Genomic DNA, 24,682 nt, shown 5'->3' on the forward strand with positions numbered 1-24,682 from the left:
TATGGGTAACGCATTCGCGATGAGGGTGTGCAGGAAGATTTTTGTTAGAATATATTTTTTACACTGACCTCTCGGAAGGGCATGTCAGCGGCTTTTATGCCGGTGGCCGGTAAAATTATGGATTTTCTTTCCTGCTCCATCCTGTTTGCTGGGGTGGACGCGGCTTGGCAGGCACATCTTGAAACTCTGCTGCAGGCGCGTGGGTTGCGTGTAAAAAGCGTGGCGGATGGCCGTTCTGCCTTTGCCGGGTTTGATGAAGATCTGCCTGATCTTCTGGTTGTGCCAGCACGCTTGCCAGATATGCCCGCTACCCAACTTTGCCAGCGGTTGCGCTTAAACGCGGCCACGCGGGGTATTCCTGTAGTGGTGGTGTTGCCAGAAGCCAACAGCAGGCAGGAATCCGAAATTCTGGAGCGCGGGGCAGATTGCTGCTTCAGCATGGCGGATAATCCGCTTTTACTTGTTTTTCGTATCTGCGCGTTGCTGCGTGAATATGATGAAGACCTTGCCGGGCGAGAGGGCGTGGTTTTTCGCCAGCCGCGCATTGTTATCATGACAGCGCCGGGCGGCGTATTGTGGGCGTGGTCTGATAGGCAAAAACCCGCAGATTTTGAGCCAGCCAGAGGCGGTCAACCTTATCTGGTGGAGCTTCTGCAACAAAATGGGGAAGACGCTCTGCTGGTGGAAGATCCGGAAAAGCTGGATCTTTCCGGTATTGCTGGCAGCCGCGCCTGCCCGGATTGTGTGGTGGTGGATCTGGCCTGCCCAGCATTTGATGGCTTGGCGCTTGCCCGCACCATAGCGGCTTTTCGCAGGCGCAGCCGCCAGTGCACGCGCATTATGGGCATGGTGGAGCACGGTGGCCTATCTGGTGAGCAAGTGGCCCGTGCATTTCATGCCGGTATAGATGATCTGCTAGATGCCGATACGCCAGTAGATTTGCTGGTGAGCCGCATTGGCAGCCTTGTGCGGCGCAAGACATTGCAAGATGAAGCTCGACGCGAAGAAGCGCATATAGAAAGCGCCCGTGCGCGTATGGCGCTGGCCGATGCCCTGCGGCGCGTCAATGCAGATCTGGCAGCGGCCAATCGCAAGCTGATAGAGGCGCAGGCCAAACTGGTGCAGTCCGCCAAAATGGCATCATTGGGGGAACTGGCTGCCGGTATTGCGCACGAATTTAACAACCCATTGGCGTTTGTGCTGGCGCATGAAAACACGGTCAAACGCAGCATGGTGAAGGCCCTGCATGCTGTGAGATCGCAAGATCTGGTAACGGCAGAAACCGCATTGCAAAAGGGGAGCGAACGCCTATCTGCCTCTCTTATCGGTCTTTCACGCATGCGGGATCTGGTGGCCAGTTTACGCCGTTTTTCCCGCTTGGAGGAAGGGGAGTTTCGCCGTCTGGATGTGCCAGAGGCCATAGGTATGGTGCTTACGCTGCTTGCCCCCAAGCTGGGGCAGGATATTGAGGTCACCTGCAAGCTGGAGGCTCCGCCAGAACTGGTGTGTCAGGCGGCGCTGGTAAATCAGGTGGTTATGAATATTGTAAGCAACGCCGCAGATGCCATTTTGGACACACGGCGCGAGACGATTCAAAGCTCCGAGCCTACGCTTCCACGTGCAGACCGTATCCTTATCACCTCGTTTTTGGAGCAAGCCGAAAGCGGCAAAGGTGAAGAATACGTGATCCAGATAAGCGATACCGGGCCGGGTGTGCCCAAAGAGTTGCAGGAACGTGTTTTTGAACCGTTTTTTACCACAAAACCTGTAGGGTCTGGTACGGGGCTTGGGCTGGCCACGGCATACGGTGTTGTGCAGGCCCACGGCGGCAATGTTGTTGTAACCAATGCAAGTACGTTGGGGGGCGCCTGTTTCACCCTCCGCGTGCCATACAGAGCAGGAGAGGAGAGGCGCGGTGATAACGTTGCCTGACCTAAAACAGCGTCCCATAGTGCTTGTGGTGGATGACGAACCGGAGATTCTGGTTGCGCTGACAGACCTGCTGGAAGGGGCCTATCATGTTCTTTCTGCCTCATCGGGAGAACAGGGTTTGGCGTTGCTGCGTGAAAACCCAGATGTAGCGGTTATTATCTCGGACCAGCGCATGCCGGGCATGACGGGTGATGTCTTTTTGGCGCAGGCGCGGGATATTTCCGGTGCAGGGGCTATTTTGCTGACAGGGTATGCCGATATCTCTGCCGTGGAAGCCGCGCTGAACCAAGGGCAGATCTCCTTTTTCGCCTACAAACCGTGGGATGATGAAACACTTCTTTCCATGGTAGGGCAGGCGGCTGCGCGCTATTTTCTGGAAAAAGAGTTGGAGTGTGAGCAGCTTTTGCTACGCGGGCTATTGGAAAACCTGCCATTTGGGCTAGCGTTCAAGGATCAGAACGGTTGCTTTATCCGCCTGAACCAGCAGATGGCGCGGGAGTTTGGCCGTAGCGTTGCCGAATGCTTGGGCCAGAAAGAAGAAGATCTGGTAAATGGCCCACGGCATGAAAGTCTGGAAGAAGCACAGCAGGCACTGGAAACATCTGGCCGGGATCAGCAGGTCTTGCAGCTTCCGGGGCCAGATGGGCAAAACCGCTGGCATGATCTTACGCGCGTGCGGTTGGACAGCTTGCGCAACGCCCCTGTGCGTTCGGGCTTGTTGTCCGATTATTCCATTCTGATTGATCGGGATGTGACAGACCTGCTGGGGCTGGAACAGCGCTTGCGGCAGGCCCAGAAAATGCAGGCAATCGGCACCTTGGCGGGTGGCATTGCGCATGATTTTAACAATCTGCTTACCGCCATTCAGGGTTCACTGGAGTTGGTGCAGGATCTGGAACCCCCGCGGGAGCCGGGTGTGGCGCGCCTGTACCAGAACGCCATGGAAGCTGCACGCCGAGGGGGCACACTTACGCGCAAGTTGCTAGACTTCAGCCGACCACGCCATTTGGTATGCCAGCGCGTGGAAGTGCAGGACGTAATGCAAAACCTCCAAGGCTTCATGAAGCAAGGCAAGGTGCCAGAAGATATTCGGGATGCGCTGGATTCTGCCTTGGTAGAAGGTAGCGGGCGCTTTAGCAGCGTGCAGTTTGCCTTGCCCGAAGAACCTCTGCCACCTGTATGGACAGACCCTGTGCAGCTTGAGCTGGCGGTGTTTAGCCTGTGCATCAACGCCATTGATGCGCAGCCGGAGGGCGGTAGCACCAGCGTTTCTGTGCGGCAGGTTGCCCGGCTGTTAGGCCGACATGTTGGTAAGGATCATGCTGGCGCATGGGTGGTGGTGCAGGTTTCAGACAGAGGCGTGGGCATGACGGAAGAAATGCGTGCCCGCATTTTTGATCCGTTTTTTACCACCAAGGATATGGGGCAGGGCACAGGGCTGGGCCTGTCCATGATTTATGGCTTTATCAGCCATTGTGGTGGTGAAGTGCGCGTAGAAAGTACACCGGGTGGCGGCACTTCTGTGGAATTGTGGTTCCCGGCCATGGATGCGCAGCTTTCAGCATCTCTCCCGCCCACTGCGGCTTCTGGTAATACCACGACCAACATCCGCACACTGGCAACCACCCCACAGGGCCGCGCTATTCTGGTTGTGGATGATGAGCCGGGCGTGCGGGCCGTAACGGCAGGTTTTCTGAGCCGCGCAGGGTATGAGGTCTTAGAATCTGCCAGCGGGGCAGAAGCTGTAGAAACCGTGCGCAACAGGCCAGATATTGCCCTTGTGGTGATGGATGTGATGATGCCGGGCATGAATGGGGGGGAGGCCGCACAGCGTATTCATGCAGAGCGGGCGGAACTGCCGGTGCTGTTTGTAACAGGTTACGCAGATCTGGGCATTTTGCCCGAAGGCGTGGCCGTGCTGCACAAACCTTATACGCGTGATGCGCTTTTAGGAGATGTGAAGGCCATGCTGGCTGCATAGGCCAACCCCTTGTTCTGGGCGCAATAAGGCTTATCTGAGGAAGATCATGCATACTCTTCATACAGCTTCCTCATCCCATGATCCCGTCGGCTGGCACGGGACAACCATTCTCTGCGTGCGGCGCGGGGCCGAAGTTGCCATGGCGGGCGATGGTCAGGTCACGCTAGGCAGCACGGTTGTAAAGGGCAATGCCCGCAAGGTGCGCCGCATAGGCCCGCAGGATAATATTCTGGCGGGCTTTGCTGGGGCTACGGCAGATGCCTTTACTCTGCTTGAGCGGTTGGAAGCCAAGCTGGAACGCTACCCTAACCAGCTTGAGCGCGCCTGTGTGGAGCTGGCAAAAGATTGGCGGACAGATCGTTATCTGCGCCGGTTAGAAGCCATGATGGCCGTGGCAGATGCCGAACATTCCTTTACCCTCACAGGCAATGGCGATGTTTTGGAACCCGAAGATGGCATTATCGCTATTGGCTCAGGCGGCAATTACGCACTTTCCGCCGCGCGTGCCCTACTAACAGTTGATGGGTTGGGGGCGGAGGAAATTGTACGGCGATCTATGAAGATTGCCGGTGATATCTGCGTTTACACCAATCATTCTGTCCGGGTGGAAACACTTAAGGCAGCCTCAGATCAGGAGAGCCGGTAATGGATGCTCCTAATTTTTCCCCGCGTGAAATTGTAAGCGAACTGGATCGGTTTATTGTGGGCCAGCAAGATGCCAAACGGGCCGTGGCCATTGCCATGCGCAACCGCTGGCGGCGTGCGCAGCTTTCTGAGGGCATGCGTGAAGAGGTTGTGCCCAAAAATATCCTTATGATTGGCCCTACGGGCTGCGGTAAAACGGAAATTGCCCGTAGGCTGGCAAAACTGGCTCAGGCGCCTTTCCTAAAGGTGGAAGCCACCAAGTTTACCGAAGTGGGTTACGTGGGCCGTGATGTAGACAGCATTGTGCGCGATCTGGTGGAAGTGTCCATCACCATGCTGAAAACATCGCGGCGCAAGGATGTTGAAGAAAAAGCTCAGCAAGCAGCGGAAGAACGCATTGTAGATGCTCTGGCAGGGGAAGGATCTTCTGCTGATACAAAAAGCAAATTCCGCAGCATGCTGCGCACTGGGCAGCTTGAAGACAAGGAAATTGATATTGCCGTAACCGAGCAGGCCCCTGCCGGAAGCGGTGAAATGCCCGGAGCCATGCCGGGGCAGGCCATTAATGTAGGCGATATGATGAAGGCCTTCATGAACCGTGGCCCCAAGCAGAAAAAGCTCAAGGTTTCTGTGGCACGGGAATATCTGAAGCGTGAAGAAGCCGACCGCCTGCTAGATGGTGAGGCTCTCACGCGGGAAGCCGTGGCGAATGCGCAGGAAAACGGCATTGTCTTTCTGGATGAGATAGACAAAGTGTGTGCTCGTGCCTCGGAAAGCGGCGCAAAGGGTGGCGATGTCTCCCGCGAGGGGGTGCAGCGCGATCTGCTGCCACTTATTGAAGGCACAACCGTTTCCACCAAATATGGGCCGGTAAACACAGACCATATTCTGTTTATTGCTTCTGGCGCGTTCCATCTGGCCAAGCCGTCTGACCTTTTGCCAGAGCTTCAAGGTCGTTTGCCTATTCGGGTAGAATTGCAGCCTCTGAGCCGCGAAGATTTGCGCCGTATTCTAACAGACCCCGAACATTCTCTGCTCAAGCAGTATATCGCCCTAATGGGAACTGAAGGCGTTACCCTAAACTTTGCAGATGATGCCATAGATGCGCTGGCTGAACTGGCAGCGGATATTAACGACCGTGTTGAAAATATTGGGGCGCGGCGCCTTGCCACAGTGCTGGAAAGATTGTTGGAAGATGTCTCTTTCACGGCATCGGATCGTAAGGGCGAAACCGTGGAAGTAAATGCTGCAATGGTGCAGGAAAAAGTCGCGCCACTGGCGCGCAAGGGAGATCTGAGCAGGTTTATTCTGTAATGGAAGCACCATTTGTAACGCCGCAGGAAGATACGGCAGAAGAAGCTATTGAGGCCATCCGCGATGAGCTGGAAATCTTTGATGATTGGATGGAGCGATATCAGTACATCATAGAAATGGGGCGTAAGCTGCCGCCGTTTCCTCAGGAGTGGTGTGATGATGCCCACCGTGTGCCCGGCTGCCAAAGCCAAGTATGGCTGGAAGAAAAGGAAGAAGACGGCAAGCTGTATTTTGCTGGTCTGTCTGATGCCGCCATAGTGTGCGGGCTGGTCGCCTTGCTGCTGCGCGTATATTCTGGCCGATCCAAGGCAGAAATTCAGGCAACAGATCCTAAGTTTTTGCGTGATCTGGGGCTTGTGCAGGCGCTTTCCACCAACCGAGGCAACGGGGTGGAAGCTATGGCGCGGGCTATTCGTTCCGTTGCGGCTTCTGCTGTGGCCTGAACCGAATGTGAATTGCACTACCTGCACACAGATGGTGCAGTTCCAAATAAAAAACCGGCGTGCTGGAAAAATCCAGCACGCCGGTTTTTTTTATGTCTGCTTTAGAAAAAAGCGGAAGCCTGAAAAATCAGGCGTTCCCTTTTTCTTTTAGCGCTTTCAAAATGTCAGCCGGGCGTACAGGCAGGTGCCGCATACGCACGCCAACAGCATTGAAAATGGCGTTGCCAATAGCTGGTGCAATGGTGGTAACACCCGGTTCACCAAGCCCCATGGGTTTTTCCGTGCTGGGCAGGAACTCAATATCCATATCCGGCACATCTGTAATACGCAGGGGCGTATAGGTGTTCAGGTTGCGGTCACGCACGTTGCCGTTTTCAATTTCCGTGCCTTCAAACAGCGCCATGCTCAGGCCCCACAGCGCGCCGCCTTCGGTCTGGGCCAAAGCGCCGTCTGGGTCAATAATCGTGCCTGCATCCAGAACCAGCCAGATTTTCTGGCAGGTTACAACACCTGTTTCGCGGTCAACATGCACCTGTGCGGCGCCTGCTGTCCATGTAGGCATGTTGCGTTCCTGCCCGAAGGTGGTGGCAATGCCAATGGCCGTATCTTTAGGCAGGCTGACTTTGCCGTAACCGCACTTTTCCACCAGCTTTTTGAGCACATTGGCCTGGCGGGATGCGCCACCAACAGAGTTGGGAGCACTCCCTGCGTTGCGGCCTTTGCATGTTAGCAATCCAAGGCGGAAATCAACCGGGTCTTTCCCATAATCATGGGCCAGTTCATCCAGAAAGCTTTCATGCGCCCATGGTGTCCAGCCGGAACTAACTGAACGCAGCCAGCCGGGGCGGAAGGTAGCATCGGCCAGATCATTATCCAGCGCACGCACCAGAATGGGGCCAACGTCGTACCAATGGTCAGCGCCTGCAATGGCGAACTGATCGTATGGCTTGCCGTCTTCACCTTTTTCCATAAAGGCGGCAGCCATCACACCAGTTGGCCAACCGGCAGAAGCATGGTGTTCCCACCCATTGATGGAACCATCCTTATTGACACCCGCGCGCACGGTCTGGATGGACGGTGAGCGAATGGAATCAAACAGTACGTCATCAGATCGGGTGAAGACCAGTTTAACAGGCTTGCCGCCCAAGGCTTTGGAAATCAGTGCGGCAGGAACTGCGTAATCCCCGTTCAGGCGGCGGCCAAAACCACCCCCCAGCAGGTAGCTGCGCATCACCACATCGGATTCGGGAACCTGAAGCGCCTTGGCAATAACGGGCAGGAACAGTGTTTGCCACTGGTTGCCACAATGTACTTCCCACTTGCCTTCATGCAGGCGGGCAAGGGCGTTCATGGGTTCTAGCTGATAATGCAGTACGGAAGAGCACGTATAAGTGCGTTCCACCACCTTATCGGCTTTGCCCAGCGCTTCATTCACCCCGGCATCATTGAAGATGCGCGAACCGCCGGTTTTTTCGGCAATCTGCTTGCGGCCGTGTTCAATAATGTCCTGCTCGGTCACGTTGGCGGTTTTACCCGGTGTCCACGTGACTTTCAGGGCATCTGTTGCGCGGATGGCAGCAGGGTAGGAGGAAGCAAGAACCGCAACCCAGCCCGGCACCGTATTGGAAGGATCATCCAGTACAATGTAGCGGATATAGCCCTTAACCTTTTTGGCTTCCGTATCATCAACAGAAACCACTTTGGAGCCATACCGTGTGGGCGGCATTTTGGGGCGCGCGTACACCATGCCTTCCAGCTTGGCATCAATACCATAAATGGCTGAGCCGTCTGTTTTGGAGGGAATATCCAGCGCTTTAACTTCACGCCCGATCAACCGGTGTTCAGATGCAGGCTTCAGCGGCAGCTTGGCCATTTCATCTGGCGTAAAGGTACGGGTGGGGTGCGCACGGCTTACAATATCACCGTAGGAAATGGAGCGCTTGCCCGCAATAACCTGCCCATTACGTGCGATACAGGCAGAAGGTGCCACACCCAGCAGGCGTGCGCCTTCTTCCACCATGACGGTACGGGCTGCGGCACCAGCTTGGCGGAACTGATCCCACGTCAACCAGACAGACCATGAACCACCTGTAATCATCAGGCCCCATTTGGGGTCTGTATCTACATAGGTGATCCGAACCTTGTTCCAGTCCGCTTCCATTTCATCGGCAATAATCCGGGCAAGGGCTGTGCCAACATGCTGGCCCATTTCCGCACGGATAACGTTTACGTTCACCCAGCCATCTGGTGCAATGGAGCACCAGATTGTGGGTTCAAACGCACCACCGACGGGCAGATTGCCTGCGGCCTGCGGATAAACCTGCGCAGCGTTACCCTGCCGCGCAAAGCCGAACATGAAGGCCGAGCCCATGGCCGTAAGCAGAAAACCGCGGCGCGTAGGCCCACGGCCAGCGGCCCGATCCTGCCGGGCTGCAATGCGTTCTAGCTTACCCATGAGATGCCTCCTCCTTCTGCATGGCGGCGGCCGCTTTTTTAATCGCCTTGCGGATGCGCACATACGTCATGCATCGGCACAGGCTACCGCCCATTACGCCATCAATCTGCTCATCCGTTGGGTTAGGATAATCTTTCAGAAGGCTGACAGCCTGCATAATCTGGCCCGACTGACAGTACCCACACTGCGGAACCTGAATATCCTTCCAGGCTTCCTGCACAGGGTGCTTGCCTTCTGGGTGCAGGCCTTCAATCGTGGTTACATCAGCGCCTTCTATGGAGCTAACAGGCGTAATGCAGGAGCGGGTGGCGCGGCCACCCACCAGCACGGTGCATGCACCGCACTGGCCTACGCCACAACCAAACTTTGTGCCTGTCTGGTCCAGATCATCACGCAGGGCCCACAACAAAGGGGTATCTTCTGGCGCATCGACGGAAACGTCACGGCCATTGAGTTTGAATTTTATCATCTCTTGCTCCGTGTTCCGTCTTAGTGCGAAGAATTGACAGGAACTGGCTGGACGGTCTTGCGCACTTCGGCGGCCTTTTTCTCAAGGTTTGTCCACGGTGGCAGTGTGGTGCGGGTGCGGCGCAGATAGGCTGCAATGCGGGCCATATCCTTGTCAGACAGCGCATTGTAGAAGCTGGGCATGGCTACGCCAGATTGCCCTTCTTCTGCTGTAAGCCCACGCAGCATAACCTGATACAGGTTTGTGGGTTCATCCAGCCACAGTGCGTTGTTGAGCGCCAGATCCGGGCGGCCAAGAACAGGCGTAGGCGCTGCATTGTAATGGCAGGCCGCACAAGCACCCTGATACAGCTTTGCGTCTGGGTCCACATTCGGGCCGATCAGATCGGTTTTGGATTCTTCCATGGCGCGAGCCAAGGCGGCCTTATCGTTCTTTTCACGCTCGGCAGCGTGATCCACATCCGCAAAGTAATGCGCAATGGCATGCACATCTTCTTCCGGCACAGTGGAAAGGAAGCGATGCGGCACGGGGGACATAGGCCCACCAGCCGGGCCGTGCAGTGGTGCTACGCCAAAGCGCAGATACTGGAACAGCTCGTCTTCCGTCCATGTGGTGGGGGTTGGGTTGTGCTCGTTAAGGGCGGGCGCAATCCAGTTATCCACCACAGCGCCATCGTAGGCAGAGCCTTTCTTTTCGGCTCCCATAAGGTCACGCGGGGTATGGCATGCGCCGCAATGGGCGTTGCCTTCGGCCAGATAGGCGCCGCGGTTCCACAGGGCATCATGCCGAGGGTCGGGCTTGTACACGCCGGGGCGCAGATACAGCAGCTTCCAACCCGCCTGAAGAATACGCAGGCTGAGCGGGAAAGGCAGTTCGTTCGGGCGGCGAGACATATGCACGGCTGGACGTGTCATGATGTAGGCATACAGATCGGAAATATCCTGATCCGTCATCTTGGTGAAATGATCGTACGGGAAAGCCGGGATCAGATGCACGCCCTTGCGGGATACACCAAGATGCATGGCGCGGCGAAAGGCCTCTTCCGACCATGCGCCAATGCCCATTTCAACATCTGGTGTGATGTTGGAAGAATAGATAGCCCCAAACGGGGTATCCATTTTATAGTCACCAGCCAGTTCCGGGCCGCCGCCGTTATCTGTGCGGGTGTGACATTCGGCGCAATACCCTTCGGCAGCAACAATCCGCCCGCGTTCTATCTGCTCGGCAGAAAAGCTGGCGGGGTTTGGCCGCTCAATTGGTGCAATCGGTGGATACCACGCATAATATAAGAACCCGAGCCCCCCAAGGACCCCGGCCGCGGCTACTCCCGCTAGAAGACGTTTGATCACTCTACCCCCAATCCCGTGAAAAACGTACCATCTGGCGGGCAACACGTAAGCCTACGCGCCATGAGCCGATGGATCAGCGTCTGAGGTTCGTTTCTTGATTCAGGACAATTCTTATCTGGATTTGCGATGTAAATAAACGCATAGGTTCCACTGTATTACAGTGAAATCTGAATAAGATTTATTTGCCTGCTGAGAATATTGCAGAAAAACAGGGGTTTGATCTTTATCTATATTTCAATGAATATAGTTAAGCGTTGATTTTGCATGTATGCCATGCGCTCAGTTCTTGAAAGAAATCATATTTTTGCGATGAAAGGGGTCGTTGCGCTCTCTGGTCTGGCTGTGTTTGGTAGGCAGGGTAGGGAGCGCAACGGTAATTTAAGGCATATAAAGCCTAAGCTTGGTTAGCCAGCGTGCTGGGCAAGGGTTTTGTGTGTGCCTTGTGCACGAATGCTCTGGCGTAGCTTTACAACATCAGTTGCAAAATTGGGGTAATCTTTCAGGTTCCAGCCTGCAAAAACAGTCATCTGTAATCCTGCGGCCAGATCTTCTGCGCATGCTAGCGCCAGTTGCTCTGCGTTGATGGCAGGTTCTGTAATGGTATAGGGCGTGCCTTTATCCGTAGTGCCGCGCAGATATTCTAAAAAGCAAGCCGTGCCAAACGCCAGCCGCCAATGATCGCGCCCAGAGCCGAGAACCCCATTGACAGTATCTGTCAGGAACACAGGCAGTTTAGAGCCGCTATCGGAGGCAATGCGTAAAAGCTGATCCCCAACCGCCGGGTTGCGGAAGCGGTGCAGCACCTGCTGAGCATATTGAGCCAGAGAAAGACCTTTGGGCGGTGTAATGAACGGTGAGGCATCTTCGGTCAGAAAACGTTCCAGATGCCCCAGCAACAAGGTGTCTGCTATGGCATGAGGCACGGTGTCATACCCCATCAGCACGCCGGGAAGTGCCAGCATGGAGTGAGAGGCGTTGAGCATACGCAGTTTCACCTGCTCATAAGGCCCAACATCATCCGTAAACTGCACGCCCACAGTTTCCAGTTCCGGACGGCCTGCGCAGAAATTATCTTCGATAACCCATTGAGTGAAGTCTTCTGCAAAAATGGGCATCTGGTCGGCCACGCCTGTCAGAGCATCCAATCGTGTTATATCGGCTTCACCAACGGAAGGTGTAATCCGATCCACCATGCTGGATGGAAAGCTAACGTTTTCTTTTATCCATGCGCCCAAAATGGGATCACGCGCTGTGGCGTAGGTGCAAAAAGCTGTGCGGGCCACCTTGCCGTTATGGCGCAGGTTATCGCAGCTGAGTACTGTAAAGGGGCCGGTGCCGCTTTCGCGCCGCTGGCGTAGGGCTTCACATACCAGCCCGAATGCTGTTTCGGGTACATCACGCGCCAAATCTGCTTTAATATCAGGGTGATCCAGCGTGAAGTTGCCTTGGGCATCCAAGTAGTAGCCACCTTCTGTAATGGTCAGGGTGACAATTTTAATATCCGGATCTGTCAGGCGTTTAATGGCGGCAGCACGATCTTTGGCAGCATGCACATATTCTATAATGCTGCCGATAACACTGGTTTCATGGGAGCTATCGGGCGCAAAGGTGGTGAGGGTGTACAGGTTGTCCTGTTCCGCCATAATGGCTGCGCGCTTGTCTTCCCGCGCGGAGTTGCGCAATCCCACGCCAACAATGGCCCAGCCTTGCTGGCCCTCACGCTCCAGAACTTTGTTGATATACATGGCCTGATGGGCGCGATGAAAATTGCCCACGCCAAGATGCGCAATGCCTGCTGTGGTTTTCTGCCGATTATAACGCGGCGTTGTAACCTGAACAGGAAGCTGATGCAGTGTGGCGTTGGAAAGAGGGATCATGAAAACTGTGTACCTCGCTTTAAAATATCTGTTGGTGAATAATGTTGGGGCAAAACGCAGCATAAGCAAGAAAGCTGCGTATGTGAGGCTTGAAAGTGATGGGGCTTTCCGTTAAGGGAGCGCATTCGCACACGCGTCCGGGCTTGTAGGGCATGCCCGGCCGTGGTTGGTTACCTTTTAATTAAGGTAACGTTATCCAGAGTTTTTCAGGAGTGTTGAAATGCCCAAGATGAAGACCAAGTCGTCGGTCAAGAAGCGGTTTAAAATCACCGCAACCGGCAAGGTGCTCTCTGGTCCGTGCGGTAAACGCCACGGCCTTATCAAGCGCACACAGAAAATGAAGCGCTCCGCACGCGGCACGCAGACCATGACCCCGCAGGACGGCCGTACCGTCAAGCAGTGGGCCCCCTACGGGCTATAAGGAGCATCTGATTCATGGCACGTGTAAAACGGGGTGTTACCACCCTTGCTCGTCATAAAAAGGTTCTGGAACTGGCCAAGGGTTATCGCGGCCGCTCCTCCACCAACTATCGCATTGCGCTGGAACGTGTTGAAAAGGCACTGCGCTATGCTTACCGTGACCGCCGCAACAAAAAGCGTGAATTCCGCGCTCTGTGGATTCAGCGTATCAACGCTGCGGTGCGCGAACATGGCCTGACCTATAGCCGTTTCATTAACGGTCTGGACAAGGCTGGTATCGAAATCGATCGTAAGGTGCTGGCCGCCATTGCGTTTGATGATGCCGCAACCTTTGCTGAAATCGTAAAGAAGGCTCAGGCTGCTCTGGCTGCCTGATCTGCCTGTCTGATACGATAAGGTTGAAGGAAAGGCCGTCCCACGTGGGCGGCCTTTTTGCTTGGTGCCGGTGAGGGAGGATATGGTTTTCCCTCTTGGGGCTTTTCTCCCGCTGCGGGAGATTGTATCCGCCCGGTAAGCATTTTCTCCTCGCGTGAGGTTTCATGAGCAACGATCTTGAGATTCTGCGGCAGGAAGTCCTGTCCGAACTGGCTGGCGCCACAGACCTGAAAGCATGGGATGCTGTGCGTGTCAGCACCCTGGGAAAATCTGGCAGGCTGACGGCTTTGCTCAAAGCGCTGGGGAAAATGCAGCCCGATGAACGCAAAGCCCGTGGTGTGGCGCTCAACCGCCTGCGTGATGAACTCACCCGTGCAATTGAAGCGCGCGGTAAAGAGCTGGAAGCCGCAGCGCTGGAAGCCCGTTTGGTTGCCGAGCGGGTGGATGTTACCCTGCCACCACCACCGGTAGAACGGGGTTACCTGCACCCCATCAGCCGCACGATTGAAGAAATGACCGCCATTTTTGGCGCCATGGGCTTTAAGGTGGCAGAAGGGCCGGATATCGAAACAGACTGGCACAACTTTTCCGCCCTCAACACGCCCGATCATCATCCTGCACGTACAGATCATGATACGTTTTATTTGCCGCCACAGCCGGGGCTGGATGTTACGCGCGTGCTGCGTACCCAGACATCTGGCGTGCAAATTCGTACCATGCTGGCGCAAAAGCCACCCATCCGCGTGATTGTGCCGGGCCGTACCTACCGGGCCGATCATGATGCCACGCACTCCCCCATGTTCCACCAGTGCGAAGGCTTGGTTGTGGGCAAGGGCATTACACTAGGGCACCTGAAAGGCTGCCTGATTGAATTTTTGCGGGCGTTCTTCGGTAAGCCGGAATTGCCGGTGCGCTTCCGTTCCTCCTACTTCCCGTTTACCGAACCTTCCTTGGAAGTGGATATCGGCTGGTCTCGTAAAACTGGTGAGATCGGCGGTGGGGAAGATTGGTTGGAAGTGCTGGGCGCAGGCATGGTGCATGCCCGTGTGCTGGCCAACTGTGGGTTGGACCCGCGTGAATGGCAGGGCTTTGCCTTTGGCATGGGCATTGAACGGCTGGCTATGTTGAAGAACGGTATTCCCGATCTGCGTTCGTTTTATGAAAGTGATATCCGCTGGCTGCGCTATTATGGGTCGGACCCGCTTGCGCCCGCGCTACTGCATGAGGGGGTGTGAGGAATGAAGTTCACGCTATCTTGGTTGTATGACCATCTGGATACGCAGGCCACGCTGGAAGAAATCTGCGCAAAGCTGAACCAGATCGGGCTTGAGGTTGAAAGCGTTGAAAACCGTGGCGCGGCGATTGAGCCATTTTTAACCGCCCGTATTTTGGATGCCCAACCGCACCCTAATGCAGACCGCCTTCAGGTGTGCCGGGTAGATGCGGGCCCCGGTTTTCAGGATGTGCAGGTGGTATGTGGCGCCCCCAATGCACGCAAAGGGCTAGCTGTTATTTTTGCCAAACCGGGTACCTATGTGCCGGGGTTGGATATTACCATCAAGGCTGGCAAGATTCGTGGTGAAGCCAGCGGCGGTATGCTGTGCTCCCTGCGTGAATTGGGTCTTGGTGAAGAAAGCAACGGCATTGCAGAACTGCCGGAAGATACGCTGCCCGGCCAGTCCTATGCTGATTTTGCTGGCCTTGATGATGTGGTGATCGACATTGCCATTACTCCCAACCGGGGTGATGCGCTGGGCGTACGCGGCGTTGCGCGGGATCTGGCCGCTGCAGGGCTTGGCACGTTGCGCCCGTGGCTGGCAGAAACGGTGGAAGGCACATTTGAATCCCCCGTGGTGTGGGATATCTCCTACCCAGAAGCCTGCCCGTGGGTGTTGGGCCGCACTATTCGTGGTGTGAAAAACGGCCCTAGCCCGGAATGGCTTCAGCGCAAGTTGGAAAGCATTGGCCTGCGCCCGATTTCCGCGCTGGTGGATATCACCAACTATTTCTGTTTCGATCTCGGCCGCCCGCTGCACGTATTTGATGCTGCCAAAATTGCCGGTGGCAAGCTGACAATCTGCCGGGGTGAGGGGGAACAGTTCCGGGCGCTGGATGGGCAGGATTATACAGTTGGCCCAGAAGACTGCGTGATTGCAGATCAGGCTGGCGTACAGTCTTTGGCCGGAATTATGGGCGGTGAAGCCACAGGTGCAACAGCAGAAACCACAGATGTATTTGTGGAATGTGCCCTGTTTGATGCCGTGAAAATTGCTCTGAGCGCTCGCCGTGTGGGGGTTTCCTCGGATTCCAGCTATCGGTTTGAGCGTGGGGTAGATCCAGCCCTGCCAGTTTCGGCGTTGGAAGCGGCAACACGCCTGATTATTGAACTCTGTGGTGGTGAGGCCAGCGAAGTTGTTTCTGCTGGGGCGCAGCCTGCTTGGCAGCGTGATGCCACGTTGCGTTTTGCCCGCGTGCGCGATCTGGGTGGGCTGGATGTGCCTGCTGATGAAAGCGTGGACCTGCTGGAAAAACTGGGTTTTGAGGTGCAGGACCGTAACAATACGCAGGTGCGTGTAAGCGTGCCATCATGGCGGAATGATATTGCCCAAAAGCCTATTCTGGCACAGGGCGAGGGTATTCCGGCTGATGTTGCCGCCAAGGCTGCGGAAGGTGTTGCCGCTATAGAATCAGAAAGCGATCTGGTTGAAGAAGTGCTGCGCCTTAAAGGGCTGGATGCCGTGCCTGCGGTGCCGCTGCCATCTGTGGTGGTTGTGCCAGAAGCTGCACTTACGCCTCGTCAGGCGCGTCTGGCACTTGCGCGGCGCTTTTTGGCTGCTCGCGGGCTTACAGAAACAGTCGGTTTCTCTTTCGTCTCGCACGAGGAGGCTGAACGGTTTGGTGGCGCGCCGGAATCCCTGCGTTTGCTCAATCCCATTGCGTCTGATCTAGACCAGATGCGCCCCACACCCATGATCAATCTGTTGGCTGCGGTTAAGCATAACAGCGCACGTGGCTGGGGTGATCTGGGGCTGTTTGAAGTTGGCCCAGCCTTTGCAGAAAATAGCCAGCAACCTGTGGTAGCCGGTGTGCGCTCTGGCCACACACCGCGTTATCCGGGGCGGGCGGGGCAGCCTGTTTCTCTGTGGGCGGTTAAGGCAGATGCGCTGGAACTGCTCCAGCAGCTTGGTGTAAACCCAGATGCCATGAGCACCACCACAGATGCGCCGGGCTGGTATCATCCCGGTCGTTCTGGCGTGCTGCGGCAGGGGCCAAAAAACGTGCTGGCCTATTTTGGTGAATTGCATCCATCTTTGCTTCAGGCCGAGGGTATTGATGTGCCGGTTGTAGGGTTTGAATTGCTGCCAGATATGGTGCCAGACCCCAAACGCAAAAAGAAAGCCGCACCGCGTCTTTCTGCGTTCCAGCCAGTGCGGCGTGATTTTGCATTTGTTGTGGCGCGCGATGTACCGGGTGAAAAATTGCTGCGTGCCGTGCGTGGGGCAGAGCGCCAGCTTGTTGCAGATGTAAGCCTGTTTGATGTGTATGAAGGCCCGCACGTGCCAGAAGGGCATCGCTCTATTGGTGTGGAAGTTACGCTTCAACCAATGGATAAAAGCCTGACAGATGCGGAACTGGAAGCTGTATCTGAAAAAATTGTTGCCGCTGTTACCAAGGCAACGGGTGCAACCCTGCGTTAAGCAGAAGGAGCTGGGTTGTATGAAGGAAAAGCGCATCATGGCAGGCAGGGCTGAAAACATGAGTTGGAAGAAAACTGTTTTCCTGTCTGCCTTGTTGTGTGGCTTGGCGGGTGGCGTTTTGCCAAAGGCGCGGGCCGAACAAATTACAGGGGCCGGTTCCAGCTTTGCCGCGCCCTTGTATCAGTCATGGTCTGCTCATTCTGCGGCGCAAACAGGTGTGCAGCTTAATTATCAGACCATTGGTTCTGGTGCTGGGCAGAATCAGGTTTTGGCTGGCACAGTGGATTTTGGTGCATCCGATGCCCCAATGCCTCATGCGCGGCTGGAGGCTGGGCATTTGCTCCAGTTTCCTACCGCTATTGGTGGCATTGTTGTTATTGCCAATGTACCAGGCGTGCCAGAAGGTGCGTTGCGTCTTACTGGCCCCGTTCTGGCAGCTATTTATGATGGTTCCATCACGCAATGGAATGATCCGCAGATTGTTGCGCTCAACCCCGGTGTCACGTTGCCGGATCTGCCCGTGGCTCCGCTACACCGGGCAGACGGATCTGGCACAACCTATGTGTTTACAGAATATCTCGGTCGGGTTTCCCCCACGTGGGAGAAGCAGGTGGGGCGTGGCACGTCTGTTGCATGGCCTGTTGGTGCAGGTGCGCGCGGGAATGATGGCATTGCCTCTTACGTAAAAAATACAGAAGGCAGTGTGGGGTATGCGGAATACGCTTATGCGGAACGCAACCACCTTTCCACCGTTGTTCTGCAAAACCGGGCAGGGGAATTTGTGGTGCCCTCTGTTAACAGTTTTACGCGGGCGGCAGAAAACGCCACGTGGGATCAAGCAGACATGACAGCTTCGCTTTGTGATGCAGACGGAGCCGGAAGCTGGCCGATTGTAACCACCACCTATGCATTGGTGCCGCGTGAAGCAAATGAAGCAAACCACGGAAACGCTGTAAGAACGTTCTTCCGTTGGGGCGTGAAGGATGGAGAGGCCGCCAGCCGGGAATTGGACTATGTGCCATTGCCTGCAACTGTGCGAGATGCCGTTCTGGAGCGGCTGAAATAGTCGGATAACAGGGTTATTCGGTTCTTCCCGCGTTCATCCTGCGGTTGTCCCACGTTTCATCCACAGATTCTGTGGATAACGTATGAACCGGGATAAGTTACTGCACCCATGCCTGAGAGAACAAAAGCTGGTTTACGGGTGTAAACAACAGGTTTTTCAGGCGTGGGGATGTTAAAATTACAGCATCTTTTTCAATGGCTGGAGCTACGGGGGCTTGTTCCATAACCAGTTTGTCGGCCTCTTGCCACAAGGCGTTTTGTGCTTGGGCTGTCAGGCTAACATCCGTTTTGGCTTTATCCATCAGTCTTTGCACATCGTGATTGCAAAAGCCGGGAATATTGATGGAGCTGTCTGAACCGGGATGAATATTTTCACACCCCAATAAAGCATCCAAAAAATTGGAAGCCGATGGATAATCGGCAGACCAAGAGGCCACGCCAATCTGCACATGGTTATCTGAGTTCTGCATGTAGGAAAAAGCCAGCGCACTGCTAAGTGGGCGTAGGTTGGCGCGGTAGCCAAGGTTTTGCAACATATCCCGCACCCATGCGCCCATAGCCAGATCAACACTGGTATTGGCAGCAATTACGGTGACTTTCTGGCCATATGTTCCGCTTTCACGCACCAGATTGCGGGCTTTTTCCATATCCACGCCACGCCACATAGGGGCAGGGGATTCGGGAGAGGCATCTTTAGTATAAAAACACTGCGTAGAGGGTGCTGGCAAAGTAGAAGGCAACATCCCGCAGAGTGGCCGCGCAATACCGGGGCCGCCATAAAGAATGGTCATGGCCTTGCGGTTGAGTGCGTAATTGACGGCTTGCCGCGCCTTGAGTGAAGAAAAAGGCGCCTCCCGCATGTTCATGGGTAGGAAATACATGGCCGGGTGGCGCAACACATGTGTCTGGCCAGCAAAACGGCTGCCTAATTCCCCAAGTCGGTCTAGGGGGATGGGGTCTGCCATCCAGTCATACTGCCCGTTTTCTACGGCGGTTACGGCAGCTTCATCTGGTATGCCAAAGGTGTATTCTATGTCATCAGGGTAGCCGAGAGGCTGTGCCTGTGCACTCCATTCCTTAAAATATGGATTGCGTGCCAGCTTTAAAAATCGGTTCGGGTCATACACTGTAAGCTGATAGGGGCCGGTGCTTGGTAAAGGTACATTGCCGGTATCATGGTCTGGCGTATTGGCCGGTAAAATCACGGCGTGCGTAAATGCCAGCTTATGCAGGAATTCTGTATCAGGCGTGGTGAGATGAAATGTAATGCTGCGCGTGGCAGGGTTTTCTACAACCCCTTCAAGCTTGCAATCTGTTGGGCTGCGTAGGCAGGCATCGGCCCCTTTGATAGCCCCGTAAAAAGACCCTGCCGTTGGGCTGCCAACACGAAAAATCCGTCGGAAGGATGCCACAACATCAGCCGTGGTGACAGGCTGCCCGGTGGAAAAAATAATGCCTTCACGCAGGCGGAAAGTGTAGGTCAGGCCGCCATCTTCTGGGTGTGGAAGGTCTTCAGCCAAATCTGGCACTACGTCTGCCCCAGCCAGACCATCTGCTTTGCGGAAGGTGGTTAACCCATCATACACATTGGCAAACAGATTAATGTATTTGCCGGAGTAATTGGTCTGGGGATCTAATGTGCCGCCAGAAGAGGCCGCAACCAAGCGTAAAGTGCCACCCATATGTGAGGTGGATGCGGCAGGGGCATCTAAAACAGGCGCGGCCACACCTGCTTTTGTTGTGCTGGCCGTAAGCAGCAGACAAAAACAGGCACAGCGAAACAGCTTGCCAGACTTACTGGCCAGAATTCTGCTCCATAGCCGCTTCAGGGGAAGGAGATGTCATCAACGTGCTAAGGTTTTTGTAAAGGGACGACACCATCATTATGCCCACAACTATTGTGGCGATAATAATGCAGATTCGTACAAATTTACTGGTCATAGCGCATTGAGCCGCCACCATAGTTGGTGGTGGAGTGCTTATAGGGGTTGGTACCCTGCTGCGGCGTAAGAGGGGGGCGGTACCAGCCAGGCGCAGCACGCCCATGGTTTGAGCCGGGGTGATAATAGTGCCGGTGCGGATCATGCGCGCAGGCAGCAAGCCCAAATCCGGCCAGCAACATAAGGGCGACTTTGTAAGTACGCCGCAATGAAGAAAACTGTTTCATCATACCTCCAACATAGCGTTGTTTGGGCCTGTTCGCCAAGAACAAAGCAGGTAGGCGCTGATATGTGGCGTGCAAGCCCGATACGTTCACATAATGGCAAGAAAATGCGTGAATAATGAGGCCAATGCTTTGGGTAATATGGCTAGGGCAGTGCATGCCATGTTAGGGATAACGCGTATATAATGCGGAAGCTGCCATTTCCTTGCCTTATCATGATGATAACGGCTCAGGCAGTATGGATGTTGGTGTTGGATATAGGGAATAGCGTGGCATGGCGGTAACGGGTCTGGCAGCGGTACTGCTTGTTATTGCGCTGCTTTTGGTGGTGGTGAGCACCGTGCAGCCCATTGCGCGCAAGCTGGAACTGTCTGAAACGGTTCTGCTGGCTATTGTGGGTATTATCATCGGGTCTTTGGCAGATGTGGCTCTGCGCAGTTCCCACACTTCGGCCTTCAATGGCATTGCAGAGGCGCTGCTTGATTTCCCGCTGAACAGTGAAGAATTTCTGCTCATCTTTCTGCCCGCGCTGGTGTTTCAGGGCGCGTTGGCCATTGATGTGCGGCGTCTTGCGCATGAAACAGGTACTGTTTTGCTTCTGGCTGTGGTGGCGGTTGTTATTGCCACGGCCACTATTGGCTTTGCGTTGTATCCCTTTGCCCAGATGCCGCTGGTGGTCTGCCTGCTGCTTGGATCTATTGTGGCCACGACTGACCCTTCCGCTGTGGCCGGGATTTTCCGAGATATCGGGGCTGCAACACGCCTGACACGACTGGTGGAGGGCGAGGCGCTGCTGAATGATGCGGCGGCTATTTCCATCTTTTCCATTCTGCTGCCTTCCGTCACGCTGCATAAAGCCATCCATCTGGGTGATGCGTTGATCTCCTTCGTGGTCTCCTTTGTGGGGGCGCTTATTGTTGGGGTGGTTGTCGGGCGGCTCACATTGGTCATGATGTCCGCTATTGCCAGTTCGGCAGCGGAAATTACGCTAACAGTGGCGCTGCCTTACGTGGTGTACATCCTCTCAGACGAAATTCTGGGAGTTTCCGGTGTGGTGGCCACAGCTGCCGCAGGGCTTACGCTGTCTGTGTACGGGCCATCCACCATTCGGCCGCAAACGTGGCTGTTTCTCAACCAGCTTTGGCAGCAATTGGTCTTTTGGGCGGGATCCTTGGTGTTTGTGCTGGCCTCCATGCTTGTACCGCGCCTGCTGGTGGGCATGACCCGGTGGGATTGGGTGCTTATCCTTATTGCCAGTGTGGCGGGGTTGGCTGCACGTGCGGCTGTGGTGTTTGGCATGTTGCCGCTATTGGCATGGACACGCCTTTCCCCACCCGTGCCTACACCATTTAAGGTGACAATGGTGTGGGGGGGCTTGCGTGGGGCCATTACATTGGCGCTGGCGTTGGCCGTTACGGAAAACGAACACGTTTCCACGCCGGTTGCGCATTTTATCGGTATTATTGCCACCGGGTTCGTGTTGATTACGCTGCTTGTTAACGGAACTACGCTGCGTTCCCTCGTGCTGTTTCTCAAGTTGGATCGTCTGTCCCCCATTGATGAAGCCATGCGCCATCAGGTGCTGAGTATCGGGCTGGGCAATGTGTGCAACCGCGCCAAGGAATTGGGGGATGAACTTGGTTTCAGCGCAGATGCCACGCGCTCGGTTGTTGATCATCTAGAACGCCGGGCAGAGGAAGAACAGGCAGCTAATGAGTTTGACCGCGCACTGTCTGATATCCAGCGCGTTAATCTGGCGCTGATTACCATTGCCAGTCAGGAACGCTCCATGCTGCTGGATCTGTTCCGTATGCAGGGGCTTTCTCGCCGGGTGATGGAAACATTGCTACGGTCTTCCGAAGCAGCAATTGATGGTGCACGGTTGGAAGGGCGTTTGGGGTATGTGCGCGCGCTGCGTAAACGGCTGAGCCCATCTTTGCGCTTCAAGGCGGCGCAATGGGTGCATAATCATTTGCATCTGGATCGGCCGCTGATGCTGTGCATGGCGGAACGGTTTGAAATGCTGATGGTGGCGCATTTCATTTCCATCTCTCTCACACGTTTCATGCACGAGCGGCTGGAGCCCACATTGGGCAGCCGTATTGGAGAAATTGTGGCCGAGGTGCTCTCTCGCCAGCGCAAGTTGCTGGATGAGGCGCTGGAAACCTTGCGCTTGCATTATCATGGCTATGCCGAGGCGCTGGAAAACCGGATTTTCCGCCAGATTGCCCTGCGCCTGGAAAGTGAAGAATACACAACCCTGCTTTCAGAATCCCTTATCAGTGATGAACTTAGCCGTGAACTGCTGAAAGAGCTGGAACGCCGCAGGCATCGTCTGATCAAGCGGATGAGCTTTGATCTGCGCAGTGGCATAGAAGACCGGCTAAAACATGCAGCCATCTTTAAGGGGTTGCCGGGGGCAGAACTGCATGATCTGGCCACGACCACATCCTTGCGTTTTGTGGCCCCGCAGGAGGTAATCTGCCGGAAAGGGCGCAAGATGGGCGCCATCTATTTTATTAGCGCCGGTTTGGCAGAAAGCCACGTTGCGGGGGCCGATGTGCTGTATGGCGCAGGGGATCTGATAGGCGCGCAGGAGGCTTTGCATGGCTGGCGTTGCCCCGGCACCATCCGTGCCGTGCAGTTTGGGCATTTCATGGTGATTACGGCCAGCCGCTTCCAGCGCTTGATTGAAGATTACCCCGTGGTGCTGGAAAACATTCAAAACATCCTGCGCAAGCGTGAAGCAGGCGAGCGGCCTATTGCTCTTTTGCCCGGCTCAAACCGTAAGGTTGAGGATGATGCTGGCAAGGATGCGCTTATGCTGTTGGCCCCCAAAAGCCAGTTGCCGCCTTCATCCGCACCAAAAAAATAAGCGGCCTTCATTATGTGGGCATAAAAAACGGCGCGGAGCCAACAGGCCCGCGCCGTTTTTGTATATATACGCCGTAAATTTTATAGGCGGGTAATGGGTGGCGGCGCAGAATTGCTCTGGCGCAGGGCAAGGCCAATTTGTAGCCAGCTTATGCCGCTTACAATCAGTTCTGCACCCACAAATGTACCAATCAACCACAGGCCAGACCACGGCAAGGTAAAGTACAGGCAGAGGCCAACAAGCAGGCTGATAAGCCCGCTACCCAGAATAATCACCCAGCCCGGCATACCGCGTGCTTGCAGGGCCAGAACGCAGCGCAGTACGCCTACAACCACAAAGCAGGCAGATACAAAAATGGTAATGGCAACAGAACCTGTGGCTGGTTCTTCTATAAGAAGGTAACCGCCAGCGGCGTAGAGAAGCCCGCATAGCAGGGAAAAAATAAAGCCGCCCCAATCGCGTACAGCAAAGGCATGTACTATCTGCATAATGCCAGCAGCAATTAGCAGTGCGCCAATAAATATGGTGCTGGCAAGGGTTACGGAAACCGCATCAATACAGGCAATAAAGCCCAATACAATAAGGGCGAGACCCAACGCCACAAATAGCCCCCATTTTTTAGCAAATGGCATGCTGAGTAATCCTTTCTTTTCAATTTTATGGGTCGATTGCACGACTATGCACTGCAGAATGGAAGAAAGCGCAACGGAAAAAGTTGACACTGCGCCCGGGGTTTCGTAATTCCTGCCTCCATTGCCGGGAATGTGGACAAATCGGCCAGAAGGGGAGCACGCCCCGCTGGTAATACGGTTTGCGCCCGCTCCGATCCGTGGTGGACGGGGACTACCGGTGTAACGACGGACATCTGCCCGATGTTCCGCCTGTTAAGAGAGAAGAGCGCACTATGAGCAAGCGCCTTGAGAGCAAGTATAAAATTAACCGTCGCCTTGGTGTAAACCTGTGGGGCCGCGCCAAATCTCCGGTTAACCGTCGCGAATATGGTCCGGGCCAGCATGGCCAGCGCCGTAAGGGCAAGCCGTCTGACTTCTCCGTTCAGCTGATGGCTAAGCAGAAGCTGAAGGGTTACTACGGTAACATTACAGAAAAGCAGTTCCGCCGCTATTATCAGGAAGCCGTGCGCCGCAAGGGTGATACGTCCGAAAACCTGATCAACCTGCTGGAACGCCGTCTGGATGCCGTTGTGTACCGGATGAAGTTTGCAATCACGCCGTTTGCATCCCGTCAGTTCATCAGCCATGGCCACATTCTGGTTAACGGCAAAAAGATGAACATTCCTTCCTACCTCGTGAAGGATGGTGACGTTATCGAAGTGCGTGAAAAATCCAAGCAGCTGGCTATCGTTCTGGATGCCGCGCAGTCTGCCGAACGCGATGTGCCGGAATACATGGAAGTGGATCATCGCCAGATGAAGGGCACGTACCTGCGTGGCCCGCAGCTTTCCGATGTGCCGTATCCGGTGCAGATGGAACCGAATCTGGTGGTCGAATACTACTCCCGTTAATCGGCGTTTAGGTTCGTTTTATACCGCGCCGGGTGGAGGGATTTCTCTCCATCCGGCGTTTGCCGTTTTTACTCATGTTTGTTTCGGAACAGAGCCCT

19 protein-coding genes are annotated in these 24,682 nt (G+C 55.1%); 12 read left to right on the forward strand and 7 right to left on the reverse strand.

The window, feature by feature from the left end; translation table 11 throughout:
* The first annotated feature begins 81 nt into the window (after nt 1-81).
* Genes WG31_RS05625 through WG31_RS05645 form a run of 5 tightly spaced genes read left to right on the forward strand, consistent with a single transcriptional unit; the run spans nt 82 to nt 6,315 of the window.
* On the forward strand, nt 82-1,932 hold the full coding sequence (locus WG31_RS05625; protein WP_063353899.1) for an ATP-binding protein: 1,851 nt from the start codon (nt 82-84) through the stop codon (nt 1,930-1,932).
* Nucleotides 1,916-3,913 carry a response regulator gene (locus WG31_RS05630; protein ID WP_063353900.1) on the forward strand — a complete coding sequence of 666 codons (1,998 nt, stop codon included), beginning with the start codon at nt 1,916-1,918 and terminating at the stop codon, nt 3,911-3,913. Before WG31_RS05625 ends, WG31_RS05630 begins: the two co-directional genes overlap by 17 nt.
* Before the next feature lie 46 nt (nt 3,914-3,959).
* A complete protein-coding gene (hslV, locus tag WG31_RS05635; RefSeq protein WP_006115974.1) occupies nt 3,960-4,559 on the forward strand; it encodes an ATP-dependent protease subunit HslV in 600 nt (199 codons plus the stop codon).
* A complete protein-coding gene (gene hslU, locus WG31_RS05640; protein ID WP_006115973.1) occupies nt 4,559-5,872 on the forward strand; it encodes an ATP-dependent protease ATPase subunit HslU in 1,314 nt (437 codons plus the stop codon). The genes hslV and hslU overlap by 1 nt, the downstream gene beginning before the upstream one ends.
* Complete coding sequence (locus WG31_RS05645) at nt 5,872-6,315, forward strand: SufE family protein (protein ID WP_006115972.1); 444 nt, start codon at nt 5,872-5,874, stop codon at nt 6,313-6,315. The genes hslU and WG31_RS05645 overlap by 1 nt, the downstream gene beginning before the upstream one ends.
* Nucleotides 6,316-6,442: 127 nt before the next feature.
* On the opposite strand, the gene WG31_RS05650 is transcribed toward WG31_RS05645, so the two are convergent.
* The 4 genes from WG31_RS05650 to WG31_RS05665 all read right to left on the reverse strand — a co-directional run bounded on the left by WG31_RS05650 (nt 6,443) and on the right by WG31_RS05665 (nt 12,465).
* Nucleotides 6,443-8,770: a xanthine dehydrogenase family protein molybdopterin-binding subunit gene (locus WG31_RS05650; RefSeq protein WP_063353901.1), complete on the reverse strand. Its 2,328-nt coding sequence runs from the start codon at nt 8,768-8,770 to the stop codon at nt 6,443-6,445.
* Nucleotides 8,763-9,239, reverse strand: coding sequence for a (2Fe-2S)-binding protein (locus tag WG31_RS05655; protein ID WP_063353902.1), 477 nt, complete (start codon nt 9,237-9,239; stop codon nt 8,763-8,765). The genes WG31_RS05650 and WG31_RS05655 overlap by 8 nt, the downstream gene beginning before the upstream one ends.
* 20 nt (nt 9,240-9,259) lie before the next feature.
* Nucleotides 9,260-10,588, reverse strand: coding sequence for a c-type cytochrome (locus tag WG31_RS05660; RefSeq protein ID WP_035351529.1), 1,329 nt, complete (start codon nt 10,586-10,588; stop codon nt 9,260-9,262).
* 404 nt (nt 10,589-10,992) lie between these two features.
* Entirely contained in the window at nt 10,993-12,465 is a 1,473-nt protein-coding gene (locus WG31_RS05665) for a mannitol dehydrogenase family protein (RefSeq protein ID WP_063353903.1), read from the reverse strand.
* Between the two features lie 220 nt (nt 12,466-12,685).
* On the opposite strand from WG31_RS05665, the gene rpmI reads away from it, so the two are divergent.
* From rpmI to pstS, 5 genes are all read left to right on the forward strand, one after another.
* The gene (gene rpmI, locus WG31_RS05670; RefSeq protein ID WP_003622898.1) at nt 12,686-12,886 is read left to right on the forward strand and encodes a 50S ribosomal protein L35; all 201 of its coding nucleotides are present in this window, start codon (nt 12,686-12,688) and stop codon (nt 12,884-12,886) included.
* 14 nt (nt 12,887-12,900) lie between these two features.
* Entirely contained in the window at nt 12,901-13,260 is a 360-nt protein-coding gene (gene rplT, locus WG31_RS05675; protein ID WP_003622900.1) for a 50S ribosomal protein L20, read from the forward strand.
* 164 nt (nt 13,261-13,424) lie between these two features.
* Nucleotides 13,425-14,495, forward strand: coding sequence for a phenylalanine--tRNA ligase subunit alpha (pheS, locus tag WG31_RS05680; RefSeq protein WP_063353904.1), 1,071 nt, complete (start codon nt 13,425-13,427; stop codon nt 14,493-14,495).
* Between the two features lie 3 nt (nt 14,496-14,498).
* Complete coding sequence (pheT, locus tag WG31_RS05685) at nt 14,499-16,958, forward strand: phenylalanine--tRNA ligase subunit beta (protein ID WP_063353905.1); 2,460 nt, start codon at nt 14,499-14,501, stop codon at nt 16,956-16,958.
* Between the two features lie 19 nt (nt 16,959-16,977).
* Nucleotides 16,978-18,024 (forward strand): phosphate ABC transporter substrate-binding protein PstS, encoded by a 1,047-nt coding sequence (gene pstS, locus WG31_RS05690; RefSeq protein ID WP_082823139.1) that lies wholly within the window; start codon nt 16,978-16,980, stop codon nt 18,022-18,024.
* Between the two features lie 97 nt (nt 18,025-18,121).
* Here pstS and WG31_RS05695 read toward each other — a convergent pair whose 3' ends face one another.
* Both WG31_RS05695 and WG31_RS16000 read right to left on the reverse strand, forming a co-directional pair.
* On the reverse strand, nt 18,122-19,831 hold the full coding sequence (locus WG31_RS05695) for an ABC transporter substrate-binding protein (protein ID WP_063353906.1): 1,710 nt from the start codon (nt 19,829-19,831) through the stop codon (nt 18,122-18,124).
* Between the two features lie 122 nt (nt 19,832-19,953).
* A complete protein-coding gene (locus WG31_RS16000; protein WP_231621180.1) occupies nt 19,954-20,193 on the reverse strand; it encodes a hypothetical protein in 240 nt (79 codons plus the stop codon).
* Nucleotides 20,194-20,461: 268 nt separating this feature from the next.
* Between WG31_RS16000 and WG31_RS05705 the strand changes: the two genes are divergently transcribed.
* A complete protein-coding gene (locus WG31_RS05705) occupies nt 20,462-23,062 on the forward strand; it encodes a cation:proton antiporter (protein ID WP_063353908.1) in 2,601 nt (866 codons plus the stop codon).
* 80 nt (nt 23,063-23,142) lie between these two features.
* Here the strand turns inward: WG31_RS05705 and WG31_RS05710 are convergent, their stop codons facing one another.
* On the reverse strand, nt 23,143-23,694 hold the full coding sequence (locus WG31_RS05710; RefSeq protein WP_063353909.1) for an HdeD family acid-resistance protein: 552 nt from the start codon (nt 23,692-23,694) through the stop codon (nt 23,143-23,145).
* A gap of 272 nt (nt 23,695-23,966) precedes the next feature.
* Here WG31_RS05710 and rpsD point away from each other — a divergent pair, with 272 nt between their 5' ends.
* Complete coding sequence (rpsD, locus tag WG31_RS05715; RefSeq protein ID WP_035351514.1) at nt 23,967-24,584, forward strand: 30S ribosomal protein S4; 618 nt, start codon at nt 23,967-23,969, stop codon at nt 24,582-24,584.
* Nucleotides 24,585-24,682: the final 98 nt, after the last annotated feature.

Source organism: Acetobacter oryzifermentans (assembly GCF_001628715.1).
In the GTDB taxonomy this organism is placed as follows: Bacteria; Pseudomonadota; Alphaproteobacteria; order Acetobacterales; family Acetobacteraceae; genus Acetobacter; species Acetobacter oryzifermentans.

Coding starts and splice junctions, on each gene's coding strand:
- WG31_RS05625 (WP_063353899.1), top strand. CDS start 82: ATGTCAGCGGCTTTTATGCCGGTGGCCGGTAAAATTATGGATTTTCTT.
- hslV (WP_006115974.1), top strand. CDS start 3,960: ATGCATACTCTTCATACAGCTTCCTCATCCCATGATCCCGTCGGCTGG.
- hslU (WP_006115973.1), top strand. CDS start 4,559: ATGGATGCTCCTAATTTTTCCCCGCGTGAAATTGTAAGCGAACTGGAT.
- WG31_RS05645 (WP_006115972.1), top strand. CDS start 5,872: ATGGAAGCACCATTTGTAACGCCGCAGGAAGATACGGCAGAAGAAGCT.
- WG31_RS05650 (WP_063353901.1), bottom strand. CDS start 8,770: ATGGGTAAGCTAGAACGCATTGCAGCCCGGCAGGATCGGGCCGCTGGC.
- WG31_RS05655 (WP_063353902.1), bottom strand. CDS start 9,239: ATGATAAAATTCAAACTCAATGGCCGTGACGTTTCCGTCGATGCGCCA.
- WG31_RS05665 (WP_063353903.1), bottom strand. CDS start 12,465: ATGATCCCTCTTTCCAACGCCACACTGCATCAGCTTCCTGTTCAGGTT.
- rpmI (WP_003622898.1), top strand. CDS start 12,686: ATGCCCAAGATGAAGACCAAGTCGTCGGTCAAGAAGCGGTTTAAAATC.
- rplT (WP_003622900.1), top strand. CDS start 12,901: ATGGCACGTGTAAAACGGGGTGTTACCACCCTTGCTCGTCATAAAAAG.
- pheS (WP_063353904.1), top strand. CDS start 13,425: ATGAGCAACGATCTTGAGATTCTGCGGCAGGAAGTCCTGTCCGAACTG.
- pheT (WP_063353905.1), top strand. CDS start 14,499: ATGAAGTTCACGCTATCTTGGTTGTATGACCATCTGGATACGCAGGCC.
- pstS (WP_082823139.1), top strand. CDS start 16,978: ATGAAGGAAAAGCGCATCATGGCAGGCAGGGCTGAAAACATGAGTTGG.
- WG31_RS16000 (WP_231621180.1), bottom strand. CDS start 20,193: ATGATGAAACAGTTTTCTTCATTGCGGCGTACTTACAAAGTCGCCCTT.
- WG31_RS05705 (WP_063353908.1), top strand. CDS start 20,462: ATGGCGGTAACGGGTCTGGCAGCGGTACTGCTTGTTATTGCGCTGCTT.
- WG31_RS05710 (WP_063353909.1), bottom strand. CDS start 23,694: ATGCCATTTGCTAAAAAATGGGGGCTATTTGTGGCGTTGGGTCTCGCC.
- rpsD (WP_035351514.1), top strand. CDS start 23,967: ATGAGCAAGCGCCTTGAGAGCAAGTATAAAATTAACCGTCGCCTTGGT.